Raw genomic sequence first — 13,486 nt, forward strand, 5'->3', positions numbered from 1 at the left:
TATGAGTACTATACCTGAGGAATCGGTTGAGGCGGTAGATTTTTTCCGGGAGTCTTTTGATAAGATTCGAAAGGAAGTTGGTAAAGTAATTGTTGGTCAGGAAGAAATTCTTGACCAGCTTCTTATTTGCCTGTTTTCCCGGGGACACTGTGTACTTATTGGGGTGCCGGGGCTTGCTAAAACGCTTCTCATTCGTACGGTATCTCAAACCCTGAATTTAAAGTTTAGCCGTATCCAGTTTACTCCGGATCTTATGCCCGGGGATATTACCGGTACGGAAGTTATTGAAGATGACCGGGAAACGGGTAAGAAAAGTTTTAAATTCGTTAAAGGGCCTATCTTCGCCAATATTGTGTTGGCTGATGAGATTAATCGTACCCCGCCCAAAACGCAGGCCGCTCTTCTTGAAGGGATGCAGGAATTTCATATCACCACGGCGGGACATACTTATCCTCTTGAGCCCCCATTTTTTGTTCTTGCTACCCAAAATCCTATTGAACAGGAAGGAACTTATCCTTTGCCGGAGGCTCAGCTTGATCGATTTATGTTTAATCTTTGGCTCGATTATCCCTCTCTTGATGAGGAAAAGGATATTGTGAGCCAAACCACTTCACTTGGTGAAGCCCAAATAAATGCGGTATTAAATGCTGAACAGATAGTAGAACTGCAAGATTTAGTACGTGAGGTACCTGTTCCGGATGGGGTATTGAAATCAGCCGTTGAGCTTGTAACGAAAACCCGTCCACAATCTGAAATAGCTCCAGAATTTATCCAAAAATACATGAGCTGGGGAGCGGGACCGCGTGCTTCTCAATATTTAATCTTGGGAGGCAAAGCCAGGGCTCTTTCGCGGGGAAGATATAACGTTTCCGAGGATGATATCAGGGCTCTTGCGAAACCGGTTTTGCGACACCGGATTGTCAACAATTATGCGGCAGAAGCAGAAGGATTAACAGCCGACAAGCTCATAGAAATGCTGCTTGACGAAATGTAAACACTATCATCGTGGACTTCATCTTTCAAGGATTCCAAGCTTCTCTCCCCCTTTGGGTTTATATCCTGATATTTGTCTGCACCTTCCTAATTACCTGGTGGTCCTATTCTAACGTTAAAAAAGGTGGCAGCCTCTACTATTATACACTCATAGCTTTGCGCACCTGTGTGTACTTTATTCTGCTGCTACTTCTGATAAATCCATTTATAAAAAAAGAAAACTCCTATTACGAACCTGCCAATGTTGTAGTACTGCTTGATAATTCGGCAAGTACTCAAATCGAGAAAAAAGACTATCAGGGAAGTAAGAGCTACACTCAACTTTTGCAGGAACTTGGCTTATCCGATGAAACGAACGTCAACTATCAATTTTATAAAGTGGGTAGTCAGGCTGAGCAGTCAGAGATCGACAGTCTTACCTTTGATGAAGATCAAACTAATTTAACGGCGGGAATAGAAGCGATAAGGTCAAATCAGAATAATACTAATGCGGCCCTGTTTATAAGTGATGGGATTTATACTACAGGAAAAAATCCCGTTTATGAAACTTCGAATATTAATATACCTGTGTTTTCAATCGGCCTTGGAGATACGACATTTCAGAAAGATGTTTTGGTTTCATCAATCTCAACGAACTCCACCGGTTATCTTAACAGTACACACAGCATAACAACCACAATTAACAGTAAAGGTTTTAAAGGGAACTCAATTCGTGTCCAGCTAAAGAAAAGAAATGAGATTCTTTCAGAAAAAGTAATTGCTCCGGAAATAAGGAACAGCAGTCAGGAAGTCAATTTTGATCTTTTGCTGGACCGAGAAGGCCTGCAACAATACGAAATACATGTTCCAACACTCAGTGATGAATCGACTTCAGCTAATAATACACAACGATTTACAGTAGATGTTGAAGATGCCAAACAACAGATATTATCGCTTGCTTTGGAGGTACACCCCGATGTACGGTTTATTCGATCCTTTTTGTCAACAGACGAAAATACAGAACTAATTAACCGAACCTGGCTTAAAGGTAATAATTTCATAGAAGGAACCTTTTCTTCCGCCGTGACCGATTCGCTGGACCTTGCTATTATACATGGTTATCCAAGCGCAGGTTTACCTACAGAGGTCAAAGAAAAGTTAGCAATGATCGGGGAAAACATCCCCTTGATTGTGTTAGCTACCCCTCAATTTAACCCTCAGCAATTTGAACAGGATGTTACAGGTCTTCCTGTTAATAGTACAGGAAGGTGGAATTACGGACAAATTTCACTTCTTTTGGAGGCCAAAACGTCTGCTCATCCTATTACAGAACTACCGGGCGTTACCTATAATCAGCTTCCAAACCTAATGGGCCCCGTTGAAAATATTAGCGCTGCAAGCTATGCCAACATGCTGTTCAGCAGTAGCTATCGTGGAGAAGATATCCAAAAGCCGTCAGTTATTGCTCATGAATTGGGGAATAAACGTCACCTGTTTGTGACGGCTTACAACTGGTATCGCTTTACACAAGATCAAAATCCGGAAACCCAGGCTTTTGTAAGGCAGCTCTGGCAAAATATGATAAGCTGGACGGCCACAGATCCCAATAACAAATTGCTTGACATTCAACCTCAGCAAGATTCTTTTACCGGTTCTGAACCGGTAATTATTGAGGGCTATCTAAAAAATGAGCGGGGCGAAAACGAGTCGGAAGCAAATATCACAATCTCCATAAGTTCCGACACCTTGGATGGTCGAATATATTCTATGGAAAATAGAGACAACGGGAATTACCGTCTACACATCCCTCCCATGGCCGAAGGAATCTATTCCTTTGAGGCAACAGCACAGAAAGGTGAACGAACGTTAGGCACTGAACGCGGAGAATTTTCTGTAAGTGCCTCAAATGCCGAATACATTGATATTGACAGAAATGAACAATTGCTTCGCCAAATTGCACGGAATACGGGTGGTCAGTATTTTCCTTTTGATTCTGTGGATGGATTCTGGAATCAGTTGGAAGAAAAGGGACTCTTAGATCGTCAAGAACAAGTTGACACGAAATTCTTTTACCTCTATCAGCATATCAGCTGGTTTATTCTCGTTATAATCCTTTTATGCAGCGAGTGGATTTTACGTAAGTACTTGTCCCTGCCCTAACACGCTCAATTACCCTACAGCTGGCTCTTTTAACGTGATTGATCCATCCTTCGTATTCATCTCAGCTGATAATCCCACAGGCAGAGTAATCATATTATCGATATGACCGATCATAGCCCCGGTAAAGGCTGGGACACCAAGCGGTTTGATATGATCATCAAAAACCTGTTTAAGGCTCAGACTTTGATCGTTCGACATTTCACAAGAAGTACATTGCCCAAAAACAAAGCCTGAAATTTGTTCCAACACACCATTTAATTTGAGCTGTGTCAACATGCGATCGAGACGATATACGTCTTCCCCGACGTCTTCCAAAAAGAGAATGCTATTATCCCAATCAGGTAGGTACTCTGATCCCATCATTGCTGATAAAACGCTCAGGTTACCCCCCAAAAGCTTTCCCGTTGCCTTTCCCGGGGTAATTACTGCTAATTCATCACAATCCTCGCATAGATCCTTGTTAGGGATATTAAATACCTTTTGCTGTCCGGTAAGAACTTCTTTGAAATGTTGTTTTGTATAAGTTGTCCATTCAGATTTTCCTACAGGCCCATGGAATGTTATCAAACCTGTTTTTGCAAAAATGGATAGTAAAAGAGTAGTAATATCGCTATATCCGACCAGGATTTTAGGATTTGCCCGAATAGTATCAAAATTAATGAGGGGCAAAATACGATTGCAGCCCCACCCTCCCCGAAATGGCATAATGGCATCCACAGAATGATCCGCAAACATTGCGTTGAGGTCGGCAGCCCGCTCTTCATCCGTACCTGCCAAATAACCATATTTATTACGGGCATTCGGACCTTCTTTCACCTGATAGCCCAGCTGTTTTACTTGTTTAACAATCTCATCATACTTATTGGGATCTGGTAAAATAAATCCGGGACTTATCAGCCCAATAGTATCGCCTTGCTGTAATCTTTTTGGCTTGATTGCGTTTTTATCATGGGAATAATCACCGGTATTTGCCAGAAAAGCGCCCAATCCTGCAGTTGATAAAAGCTTTAAAAACCCCTTTCTATTCATCATACTTTTAACCTGTATAAATTTTCGTTGTCAATAATCTTATTTACGGATGAAGGAACCAATCCGGAAATATCATCTCCATTGGCAACAGCATCCCGGATTTTTGTTGATGAAATTTGGACTGGTTCATGATCAATAAAATGGAGATGATTCTTTATATTCTCATCTATGTTCTTAATATCTGCAGATGGTCGCCGGGCTACCAAAAGATTAGCATGATCGAGAATCTTTTGCCAGTCTTTCCATTTCTTAAAATCTCGCAGTGAATCTCCCCCAATACATAAACGAAAAGTATATTCGGGATAGTTTTCCTCTAAATACTCAAGAGTTTGAATAGTAAATGACGGTTGAGGTAACTTCTTTTCAAGATCACTGACTTTGACACCGTTAAAGTTCTTAAAGGCTGCTTGTAGCATTTCGAAACGCAACTGGTAATTAGTCTGCGTCCGACCAGTTTTATGGGGTGGATCTGGAGCCAACAGCACCCAGAGCTGATCAATTAAATCTGAATCCAAAAAAGATTGGGCAATGGATAAATGCCCGTTGTGAACAGGATCAAAACTCCCCCCCAGTATTCCTATGCTCTTTTCCAGAGCTGTCATTGATTGGAATTTGTGTTGGCGTCAGGATCAACATCTTCAACAGAAACATTATCTTCATCCTCTTCTACAACGGGTGCCTCCTCAGGCAGCTCGGCTAATGCAGATCGAGCTTCATCCACTAATTCCTCGGCCTCTTGGCGGTATTCACCGTTGGGGAAAAGTTGAATAAAGGTTTCGTATGCTTCTACTGCTTTCTGATAGCGTTCGCGCTGTTTTGAGGCAACACTGCGACCAGCATAAATGTTATAGGTCTTAATTTTATCAACCAACGCACGTTGCGCCCACTTTGTTTCGGGATATTTGTCGATAGTTAAATCGTAGTAGATAACAGCCGCTTCATATCGATCCGTACGCAAATATAAATCAGCAGAGTGATAAAGCTTTTTTGCGAGCTTTGTTCTCATTTCAGAAATATACTGACCGGCTTCATTAGCTTTTTCTGAATTTGGAAACCGTGAGTTATACAGCTGGAATTTTTCTATCGCTGTACGAGTGTACCCCTGATCAAGCTTAAAACGTGGGCTTAACTTGTAGTAACAGTACGCTTCCTTAAACTGTGCTTCTTGCCGTCTTTCTACCCGGGGGAAAAGAGAAATAAACCGCTCATATTCCGAAGCCGCTAACAAATACCGCCCATCGTTGTAATAGGATTCAGCCAGATAAAACTGGGCATCCTGACCATACTCGGTGCCTCGGGCAATCTGTACAACCGTTTCAAAAGCCTTGGAAGCATTAGAATAGTCTTCCTTTTCATAAAACGCCATAGCTTTATCATAGGCGACCTCGAGGGAATCCCCTCTTTGTATAAGATCGCTGTTTTTGCAGGAGGCAAAGACAAATGCAGCAAGTAAAAAACAAGAAAGTTTAAATGTAATAGTAGAAAGCTTATGCATTATTTTTGTTTGTGATTTAATATTCGCGAGAAATCAAGTGATTAAAAAAATTGATAATTTCTTCTTTGTATTCTGAATCGTCAAACTCTTCAAGATGTTGCACTGCTTCTTGATAATGATATTGAACGGCCTTATTGGTGTCTTCAATAATATTTAAATCGTGATATATATCGATAACTGTATCAACATCTGTGGCACTATTTTTATCATCGGTCAGTATCTTCTTTAACTGTTTTCGCTGCTTATTATTACATCGTTCCAGTGCAAGCAGTGTCAAATATGTCTTCTTGCCTTCAATAATATCCCCTCCCCTTTTTTTACCAAACTTTTCGGGGTCAGCAATAGCATCCAGCAAATCATCTTGAATTTGAAAAGCAATACCGGCTTTTTTTCCAACAAAACGTAATTCATCAAGGGTACTATCTTCGGTTCCTGTCACAGCTCCTCCTATGGCCAGCGCTCCACTGATCAACGCTGCTGTTTTCCCTTCGATCATCTGGATGTACTCTTCAATGCGTACATCAGACTGATTTTCAAACATAAGATCATAAGCCTGTCCTTCACAAACTCTTTCAGCACTGTCTAAAAATATATCGACGATTGTTCTATATTGCTCCTTGTTATACAAACCTGAGTACCCGTAGTACTGCAGCTGTTTAAATGCCTTGGCATACATGGCATCCCCGGATAAAATTGCGGTATTGGAGTTCCACTTTTTAAAAACACTGGGGTTCCCTCTCCTGGTATCAGCCCTGTCCATGATGTCGTCGTGTAATAACGTAAAATTATGGAGTAGTTCTATAGACAGTGCCGCAGGTAAAGCTTCTTCTACTTCTCCGCCACATATTCCACAGCCAATCAATGTTAAATACGGACGGACACGCTTCCCGGCCAATTCCAGCGTATAACGAACCGGATCATAGAGCAACGATGGTTCACCGGGCAGGTTCAGTTCTGCCAGCTTTTCATCAATAAGGTCAGAAAGTTTTTGTTGTCGTTCTGTTATTTTCAAATTCTTTCAGGCTGTATTTGTAAAAGGCCAAATATAAGTAATTTACAACAACATATTGTTGCTGTTATCGCTTCAATTTTATGTGCTTGGGAGTTAATTCAGAGGGCGTTTTACATCCCAATAACGTTTGAATAGTAACGAGTTGTTTGTTCCATTTTTGGTACAATTGTTCTAATCCTTCGTATCCATCATCTGCTACAGCTTTAATTACAGGTTGAGCGGAAGCGGCAAAATCGGCTCCCAAACATAATGATTTTGCGATATCATGACTCGACCGGATTCCACCAGAAGCAATAAGTTCGAAATCATACTCTTCTTTAAGATCCACTAACTGGGTAACACACTCCAGAGTAGGTATTCCCCAGTCATTGAAATTGTTATCGGGATTTTTGTTCGATGCTCGTTCATTCTCAACTTTTGCCCAGCTGGTGCCCCCTGCCCCTGCTACATCAATTACCTTGACTCCTGCATCCAAAAGTCGTCTCCCCACTTCTGCTGAAATTCCCGCCCCGGTTTCTTTTACAATAATGGGAAGCGTAGTATCCTGGCAAAGCTGTGTTATTCCTTTTTCAATGCCCCTGAAATTACGATCTCCTTCGGGTTGCATTAACTCCTGAAGCGGATTGAGATGAACAATCACCGCATTGGCTTCAATAGAATTGATGAGCAGATCTAACTTCTTTTTTGATAATCCTCCCACTAATTGAGCCCCACCGATATTTGAGGCAATAAAGGCGTTCGGTGCTTTTTCTCTTACAATAGAAAACGAAGTGGTTGTTTCGGGATCTTCGAGCATCACACGCTGGCTCCCCACCCCGAATGGGAGATTATACTCCTCGCAAAACTCCGCTATAATGGCGTTAACAGCTCCCGCATCCGTATACCCGCCGGTCATCGAAGAAATAAAGAGCGGGGATGAGAAAGTTCTGTCCAGCAAACCCACTTCTGTTGAAACATTATCAATATTGATCTCGGGAAGTGCGTTATGAGCAAAATAATACTGTTCAAATCCGGCAGGAATCTGATAATCCACCTCACCGGAGGTCGTCAAATCTACATGATCTTTTTTGCGGTCTTTAATGCTCATAACTAAATCATATAACTTCCGCCGTTAATATGGAAGGTTGATCCCGTCATATGCGGAACTTTCCCACTTGCAAGAAAAGCAACCAGTTCTCCAACTTCATCAGGGGATGTTATCTCATCAAAGGCCATACCCTCGGTTAAATATTCTTCGCCATAAACGTCAATAGATTCCATCGCCATATCAGTTTTGATAAATCCCGGTGCTATAGAATATGCGGAAATGCCGTGTTCACCGAAGTCTCGGGCTATACTTTTGGTAAAGGCTACAAGTCCGCCTTTGGAGGCCGCATAAGCCGAATATTCCTGAGTGTCACCGCGATAAGCTGCCCTCGAGGATATATTGATAAGATATCCGCCTTCCTCCTGTTTTATCCAGCGATTTAATGCCCATTTAGAAAGTAATGCTGGAGCACGGAGATTCACCTGCATGGTCTTATCCCATTTTTTAAGCCAAAACTCATCATCTTTTTCGAAACCAGATTCCATAAAAACCCCGGCATTGTTGATGAGTACATTGGGGGTCTCTTCCCTTTCAAATATCGGCTTTAGCTTTGTTTCAATAGCCACGGAATCGGCTAAATCAACATAGAGGCCTTCAAAGTTATCGTTTTGGGAAAATTCTTTGGGAAATTCGGAAGATCGGGCGGTACCAATAACGGAAAACCCCTCTTTTAGAAGGGATTTTGTGATGCTCTTACCGATACCTCGAGAAGCGCCGGTGACTAATGCGTACACAGTAGTTTCAGTTCGTTATAATTGCTTTCTGTGAAGGTAAGAATCGGATTGAGGGCATCCAAAGATTTGATAAAATTCTATGCTCTGTAAACCGGCACATTAGAGCAGGCCTCACCATACATCAGCTTTTTAACGTGTGGAACGAGTCGTTGCGTAGCATAAAGGTAAACACTTTCCGGGACCGGCTTTTCCTTACTCGAACATCCCTTGAGAATGACAAACTTATTTTTGTAGCTGCTCCAATCCACCTCATTCAACTTTCGCCGATACAATTCAAAAAGCATATCATCTTTTCGACCCATGAATACTTCTTTGGCATAACTTGCAAGGTATTGGCCTACAAGCATATACGCCCATTTTGATATAATAGCATCTGTGGAACAGTAAACAGCTACATACTGATCCTCAAACTGACTCCAGTCGAACTGTTCCAGCTGATCTCTGAAATCCTGTTCCTTCAGGATCATCCCCTTAAAAAGGAACTGTTTTAGATCAAGTTCAGATCTGGAAGTGTCATCGAAGTACTTCTGAAGATCGATGGTCACAAGTTTATCAGACTGCTTTACCTTGTTGACAATTTCGCCTTTGGTATCAGTAGCCATAACTTAAATTGAAAATGATTCTCCGCACGAGCATGTGCGATTTGCATTCGGATTATGAAAGTGAAATCCTTCGCCGTTTAAACCATCCGTATAATCCAGCTCTGTTCCGGAGAGGTATAAAAAGCTTCGCATATCCACGACCAAGTTTATGCCTTTATCTTCAAACTGCTGAATTTCTTCATCACCATTTTGAGGATTGGAATCAAATTCCAGGTCATAAGTCAATCCAGAACATCCACCGCTTACAACGCCTACACGTAATAAAGCATCATCGGAAATCTCCTGATCTTCACGAATCTGCTTAATACGTTGTGCCGCACGATCTGTAATAGAAATGGACATAAAAATATGCTCTAATTATACAGAGATAACCTGAATTTCAGGATCAATGCGTTTCACCATACTTTCAATGGCATAAAGGGTTCCGCTTGTTGCTGTTGGACAGGTTCCGCAAGCACCCTGATAGTGAACCTTGAGGCGATTGCCGTCAAGGCCTAAGATCTTTAATCCGCCGCCGTCAGCCAAAAGATATGGACGAACCTGCTCATCAAGCATTTGATTGATTTCCTGAAGGCGCGGATCATCGGTCTCCTGTACTTCTTTGGTAGCATGAACTTCTTCATCCTCAACAGCATCCGTTTGAGGCGTAGCTTCACGAATAGGCGGAGCTAATTGCCGGAGTAGTTCGGACCATACCGCATCGCCGTCTTGAGTCACCGTCACGTATTTATCTACATAATAGACATTTATAACGTGATCGATGGAGAAAAGCGCTGATGCGAGTTCATCATTTTCTGCATCAGAAGCATTTTCATACGATTTAGTTACTCCGTTGGTCAATGGTTCTCCCAATACAAAACGCATTGCATCGGGATTTGGCGTGCGTTCAATTTCTTTAATCTTAGGCATAATAGTTTGGTCTAATAGCTTTTATTATTTCACTATTTAGAACGAATATAAATATAAAAAAGTTCAATTCACAGCTTCAAGTTAAAGCTATTCGAACATTGAAATAGCTTTCCGAATTCCTTCTGTAAGCCGGTTAATATCTTCTTTGTTATTGTAGAATGAGAGTGAAGCTCGAGCCGTAGCCGGTACATTAAATCGCCGCATCGTGGGCTGTGCGCAATGATGGCCGGTTCGTATCGCTATCCCCTGTTGATCCAGAATTGTACCGATATCTGTAGCATGAATATCTTCATGGACAAAAGATAGTACCGAAGCCTTTTCTTTGGCTGTGCCGATGATACGAATTCCATCAATACGTTGCAGCTGTTCGGTACCGTACTCCAATAACTCTTGCTCGTATTGAGCAATGTTTTCCATTCCTATCTCATTTAAAAATGAAATAGTTTCACCAAAACCGATTCCCGCTACAATAGGCGGCGTTCCGGCCTCGAATTTATGGGGAGTAACATTATAGGTCGTTTCTTCAAAGGAGACTTTGTCAATCATGTCTCCACCACCTCGATACGGTGGCATCTCATCGAGATATTTTTTCTTGCCGTAAAGAATACCAAATCCTGTAGGGCCGCACATTTTGTGAGCTGAAAAAGCATAGAAATCGACATCCAGATCCTGAACATCTACAGGAGCATGCGGCACCGCCTGGGCTCCATCTAAAAGAACAGGAATATCTCGGCTGTGAGCTTCTGTAATCATCTTTTTTACGGGATGAACGGTTCCCAATGCGTTGGAAACATGTCCCACAGCAACAATGGCTGTATTATCATTGAGCAGGTCCACATATTCATCCCAGATAATATCGCCGTTATCATCAACGGGAATTACACGAATATTTGCCCCCTTCCGTTTGGCAATCATCTGCCATGGGACAATATTGGCGTGATGTTCAATTTCAGAGAGCAGAATTTCATCACCTTCTTCAATAAACCGATTACCAAAGCTATTAGCTACAAGGTTTATCGAATCGGTGGTGCCGGTCGTGTAGATAATTTCATCTTTATGCTCCGCATTAATGAATTGCTGCACTTTTTCTCGTGTCAACTCATATTCATCGGTAGCCTTTTGGCTGAGCGTATGAATGCCGCGGTGGACATTCGCATGTTCATTACGATGGTAAGCATCAATGCGATCAGCTACACGAGAAGGCATTTGACTGGAAGCTGCATTATCAAGATATACCAAAGACTGCCCCTTTACCTGTTGAGAAAGGACAGGAAATTGTTCCCGGATGCGATTAAAATCCACATCCACCTTTGATTTTGTTGCAGCTTCAGCCATAAATAACCGTTAAACTGTTAGTTCTGAATCAAGCTGATTCTCCGTGAATCGGTGTACTTCATCAACAAGCAGATCTTGAACTGAATCGACGGTAATGTTCTCAATTGTTTCAAGCGCAAAAGCGTAAATAAGCATTTCGCGAGCTTGTTGTTCATTTAGACCGCGACTCATCAGGTAGAAAAGTTCATCCTGCTCCAACTGTCCCACGGTGGCACCGTGGGTACAAACGACATCATCGGCAAAAATCTCAAGCTGCGGCTTGGTATTTACCAATCCTTTGCGAGAAAGCAACAGGTTTCGATTTTCCTGGAAAGAATCAATTTTCTGCGCATCCTTTCGAACAAAAATCTTCCCATTAAATACCGAGTGTGCCTTACCAGTAATTACACATTTGTGCAGCTGGTGACTTTCGCAATGCGAAAACCGGTGATCCATTACAGAGTGCGTATCAGAAACCTGATCTCCGTCAATGAGTACAAGTCCATCAACGGTGAATTCAACCTCTTCATCACGCTGAGAAATTCGCGGCTCGTTACGTGAAAGTTTGGCACCACGGGTGATTGTATACGACTCATAGTTTGCGTGGTGATGTACAAAAGCTGCGGTGCGTGCGATATGAATCGCTTCACGGCTGTCGCGTTGAATCTTAGTATGTTTTACATACGACTCTTCCTCGGCATTAACTTCAACAACCGGGAGGTTGAAATACTTGTTATCTCCCAGCCCGATGTGATCTTCAACAACCGTTACCTCGGATTCCTTATCAGCGACAACTACACTGCGCGAGGTAGTAAAGTAGTTAGTATCCGCATCTGTTTGCACAAATAGCAAGTGCAATGGTACGTCAACGGTAAGCCCTTCCGGTACGTAGACAAACACACCGTCCTTTAAGAAGGCTTTATTGAAGGAAGAGAATACATCTTCCTCAAAATTATTCTCAACATATTTGTTGAGATGTTCTTTAAGAAGATCATTATCCTCTTCGGCCAGCTTGGCAATGTTGCCAATCAGCACTTCCTCGGGAATATCCTCTGTAGAAGAATGTTCCGCAGAAAAGGAACCGTTGATAAATGTCAATCGGGCTCCTTTGCTTTCCGGCAGATAGTGTTCGCTGATATCCGGTACATCGACATCCAGATCAGAAGCCAGCTCATAGGAATCCTTGTAAAGATCCCGCAGGCTGATGAACTTCCAGTCCTCAAGCTTTTTGGTCGGGAAAGGAATATTACGAACTTCCTCTGCCCCTTTGAGGCGAACCTCATCCAAAAATTTAGACTTGCCGTTCAGTGAACCTTGAAAATTAAGTAAGTCTTGTAAAAATGTGCGTTCTTTTTGTTGCTTCACTTTTCCCATTTGATTATTGCTGTTCACCATTTACAGATACTGTATCAGTAAGCCAGTCGTAGCCTTGCTCTTCGAGCTTGATAGCCAGGTCTTTATCACCTGATTTAGCTATCTTGCCGTCAATCATTACGTGCACATGATCGGGTTGCACATAATCCAAAATACGCTGGTAGTGTGTTACTAATACTACAGCATTATCTTCTCCGGATAACTCATTAATGCCATTTGCTACAATCTTCAACGCATCGATATCAAGTCCGGAATCAGTCTCATCCAGGAATGACAACTTCGGTTGCAACACTGCCATCTGGAAAATCTCGTTCCGTTTCTTTTCACCGCCACTGAATCCGGCGTTTACGCTACGCTCAAGAAATTCTTCTTTCATATCGACGAGCTTTAGCTGCTCACGAGCATGGTCTTCAAATTGCAAGGGATCGAGCTCTTCACGTCCCTGTTCCTCGGCAATCGTATTGTAGGCCTGACGAAGCAGATTCTTATTCGTTACTCCGGGGACCTCAACGGGATATTGGAAAGCAAGGAAAATTCCCAAATGAGCACGTTCATCTGCCTCAAGATCAAGAATGCTTTCTCCGTTGTACAGAATATCGCCCTGAGTAACCTCATAAGCTTCGTGTCCTGCAACTACTTTTGAAAGCGTACTCTTTCCGCTTCCGTTGGGACCCATGATCGCATGGATCTCACCCTCATTAATTGTCAAGTTAACTCCTTTAAGGATCTTTTCTGACGGATCCTCTTCTACGCATACATGTAAGTCTTTTATTTCTAACACTTTACCTTATTCCTCTA

At 42.2% G+C, this 13,486-nt stretch carries 14 protein-coding genes; 2 read left to right on the forward strand and 12 right to left on the reverse strand.

All coding sequences use genetic code 11. The annotated features are described in order from the left end of the window. The first annotated feature begins 1 nt into the window (after position 1). On the forward strand, positions 2 to 994 hold the full coding sequence (locus CK503_RS08940) for an AAA family ATPase (protein ID WP_095606468.1): 993 nt from the start codon (positions 2 to 4) through the stop codon (positions 992 to 994). A gap of 11 nt (positions 995 to 1,005) precedes the next feature. Further along, positions 1,006 to 3,132: a vWA domain-containing protein gene (locus tag CK503_RS08945; protein WP_141239909.1), complete on the forward strand. Its 2,127-nt coding sequence runs from the start codon at positions 1,006 to 1,008 to the stop codon at positions 3,130 to 3,132. Positions 3,133 to 3,141: 9 nt separating this feature from the next. Here the strand turns inward: CK503_RS08945 and CK503_RS08950 are convergent, their stop codons facing one another. The 12 genes from CK503_RS08950 to sufC all read right to left on the reverse strand — a co-directional run bounded on the left by CK503_RS08950 (position 3,142) and on the right by sufC (position 13,469). Beyond that, positions 3,142 to 4,164, reverse strand: coding sequence for a S66 peptidase family protein (locus CK503_RS08950; protein WP_095606470.1), 1,023 nt, complete (start codon positions 4,162 to 4,164; stop codon positions 3,142 to 3,144). Further along, positions 4,161 to 4,763: a nicotinate (nicotinamide) nucleotide adenylyltransferase gene (nadD, locus tag CK503_RS08955; protein WP_095606471.1), complete on the reverse strand. Its 603-nt coding sequence runs from the start codon at positions 4,761 to 4,763 to the stop codon at positions 4,161 to 4,163. The genes CK503_RS08950 and nadD overlap by 4 nt, the downstream gene beginning before the upstream one ends. Continuing rightward, positions 4,760 to 5,656 (reverse strand): outer membrane protein assembly factor BamD, encoded by an 897-nt coding sequence (locus CK503_RS08960; protein ID WP_095606472.1) that lies wholly within the window; start codon positions 5,654 to 5,656, stop codon positions 4,760 to 4,762. Before CK503_RS08960 ends, nadD begins: the two co-directional genes overlap by 4 nt. A gap of 16 nt (positions 5,657 to 5,672) precedes the next feature. After that, positions 5,673 to 6,668: a polyprenyl synthetase family protein gene (locus CK503_RS08965; protein ID WP_095606473.1), complete on the reverse strand. Its 996-nt coding sequence runs from the start codon at positions 6,666 to 6,668 to the stop codon at positions 5,673 to 5,675. A 64-nt stretch (positions 6,669 to 6,732) separates the two neighbouring features. Further along, a complete protein-coding gene (fni, locus tag CK503_RS08970; protein WP_095606474.1) occupies positions 6,733 to 7,755 on the reverse strand; it encodes a type 2 isopentenyl-diphosphate Delta-isomerase in 1,023 nt (340 codons plus the stop codon). Between the two features lie 2 nt (positions 7,756 to 7,757). Beyond that, the gene (locus CK503_RS08975) at positions 7,758 to 8,489 is read right to left on the reverse strand and encodes an SDR family NAD(P)-dependent oxidoreductase (protein WP_095606475.1); all 732 of its coding nucleotides are present in this window, start codon (positions 8,487 to 8,489) and stop codon (positions 7,758 to 7,760) included. 77 nt (positions 8,490 to 8,566) lie between these two features. After that, positions 8,567 to 9,091, reverse strand: coding sequence for a DUF2480 family protein (locus tag CK503_RS08980; RefSeq protein WP_095606476.1), 525 nt, complete (start codon positions 9,089 to 9,091; stop codon positions 8,567 to 8,569). Between the two features lie 3 nt (positions 9,092 to 9,094). Then, on the reverse strand, positions 9,095 to 9,433 hold the full coding sequence (locus CK503_RS08985; protein WP_095606477.1) for a HesB/IscA family protein: 339 nt from the start codon (positions 9,431 to 9,433) through the stop codon (positions 9,095 to 9,097). Between the two features lie 15 nt (positions 9,434 to 9,448). Next, complete coding sequence (locus CK503_RS08990; protein WP_095606478.1) at positions 9,449 to 10,000, reverse strand: NifU family protein; 552 nt, start codon at positions 9,998 to 10,000, stop codon at positions 9,449 to 9,451. A gap of 87 nt (positions 10,001 to 10,087) precedes the next feature. Further along, complete coding sequence (locus CK503_RS08995; protein WP_095606479.1) at positions 10,088 to 11,335, reverse strand: aminotransferase class V-fold PLP-dependent enzyme; 1,248 nt, start codon at positions 11,333 to 11,335, stop codon at positions 10,088 to 10,090. A 9-nt stretch (positions 11,336 to 11,344) separates the two neighbouring features. Then, entirely contained in the window at positions 11,345 to 12,688 is a 1,344-nt protein-coding gene (gene sufD / locus CK503_RS09000; RefSeq protein ID WP_176466265.1) for a Fe-S cluster assembly protein SufD, read from the reverse strand. 4 nt (positions 12,689 to 12,692) lie between these two features. After that, positions 12,693 to 13,469: a Fe-S cluster assembly ATPase SufC gene (gene sufC / locus CK503_RS09005; protein WP_095606481.1), complete on the reverse strand. Its 777-nt coding sequence runs from the start codon at positions 13,467 to 13,469 to the stop codon at positions 12,693 to 12,695. Between the last annotated feature and the right edge of the window lie 17 nt (positions 13,470 to 13,486).

Source organism: Fodinibius salipaludis (genome assembly GCF_002287075.1).
In the GTDB taxonomy this organism is placed as follows: Bacteria; Bacteroidota; Rhodothermia; order Balneolales; family Balneolaceae; genus Fodinibius; species Fodinibius salipaludis.

Excerpts from the sequence above, each read along its gene's own strand:
- CK503_RS08995 (WP_095606479.1), bottom strand. The coding sequence starts at position 11,335 with ATGGCTGAAGCTGCAACAAAATCAAAGGTGGATGTGGATTTTAATCGC.
- fni (WP_095606474.1), bottom strand. The coding sequence starts at position 7,755 with ATGAGCATTAAAGACCGCAAAAAAGATCATGTAGATTTGACGACCTCC.
- CK503_RS08950 (WP_095606470.1), bottom strand. The coding sequence starts at position 4,164 with ATGATGAATAGAAAGGGGTTTTTAAAGCTTTTATCAACTGCAGGATTG.
- CK503_RS08980 (WP_095606476.1), bottom strand. The coding sequence starts at position 9,091 with ATGGCTACTGATACCAAAGGCGAAATTGTCAACAAGGTAAAGCAGTCT.
- CK503_RS08985 (WP_095606477.1), bottom strand. The coding sequence starts at position 9,433 with ATGTCCATTTCTATTACAGATCGTGCGGCACAACGTATTAAGCAGATT.
- CK503_RS08940 (WP_095606468.1), top strand. The coding sequence starts at position 2 with ATGAGTACTATACCTGAGGAATCGGTTGAGGCGGTAGATTTTTTCCGG.
- nadD (WP_095606471.1), bottom strand. The coding sequence starts at position 4,763 with ATGACAGCTCTGGAAAAGAGCATAGGAATACTGGGGGGGAGTTTTGAT.
- sufD (WP_176466265.1), bottom strand. The coding sequence starts at position 12,688 with ATGGGAAAAGTGAAGCAACAAAAAGAACGCACATTTTTACAAGACTTA.
- CK503_RS08990 (WP_095606478.1), bottom strand. The coding sequence starts at position 10,000 with ATGCCTAAGATTAAAGAAATTGAACGCACGCCAAATCCCGATGCAATG.
- CK503_RS08960 (WP_095606472.1), bottom strand. The coding sequence starts at position 5,656 with ATGCATAAGCTTTCTACTATTACATTTAAACTTTCTTGTTTTTTACTT.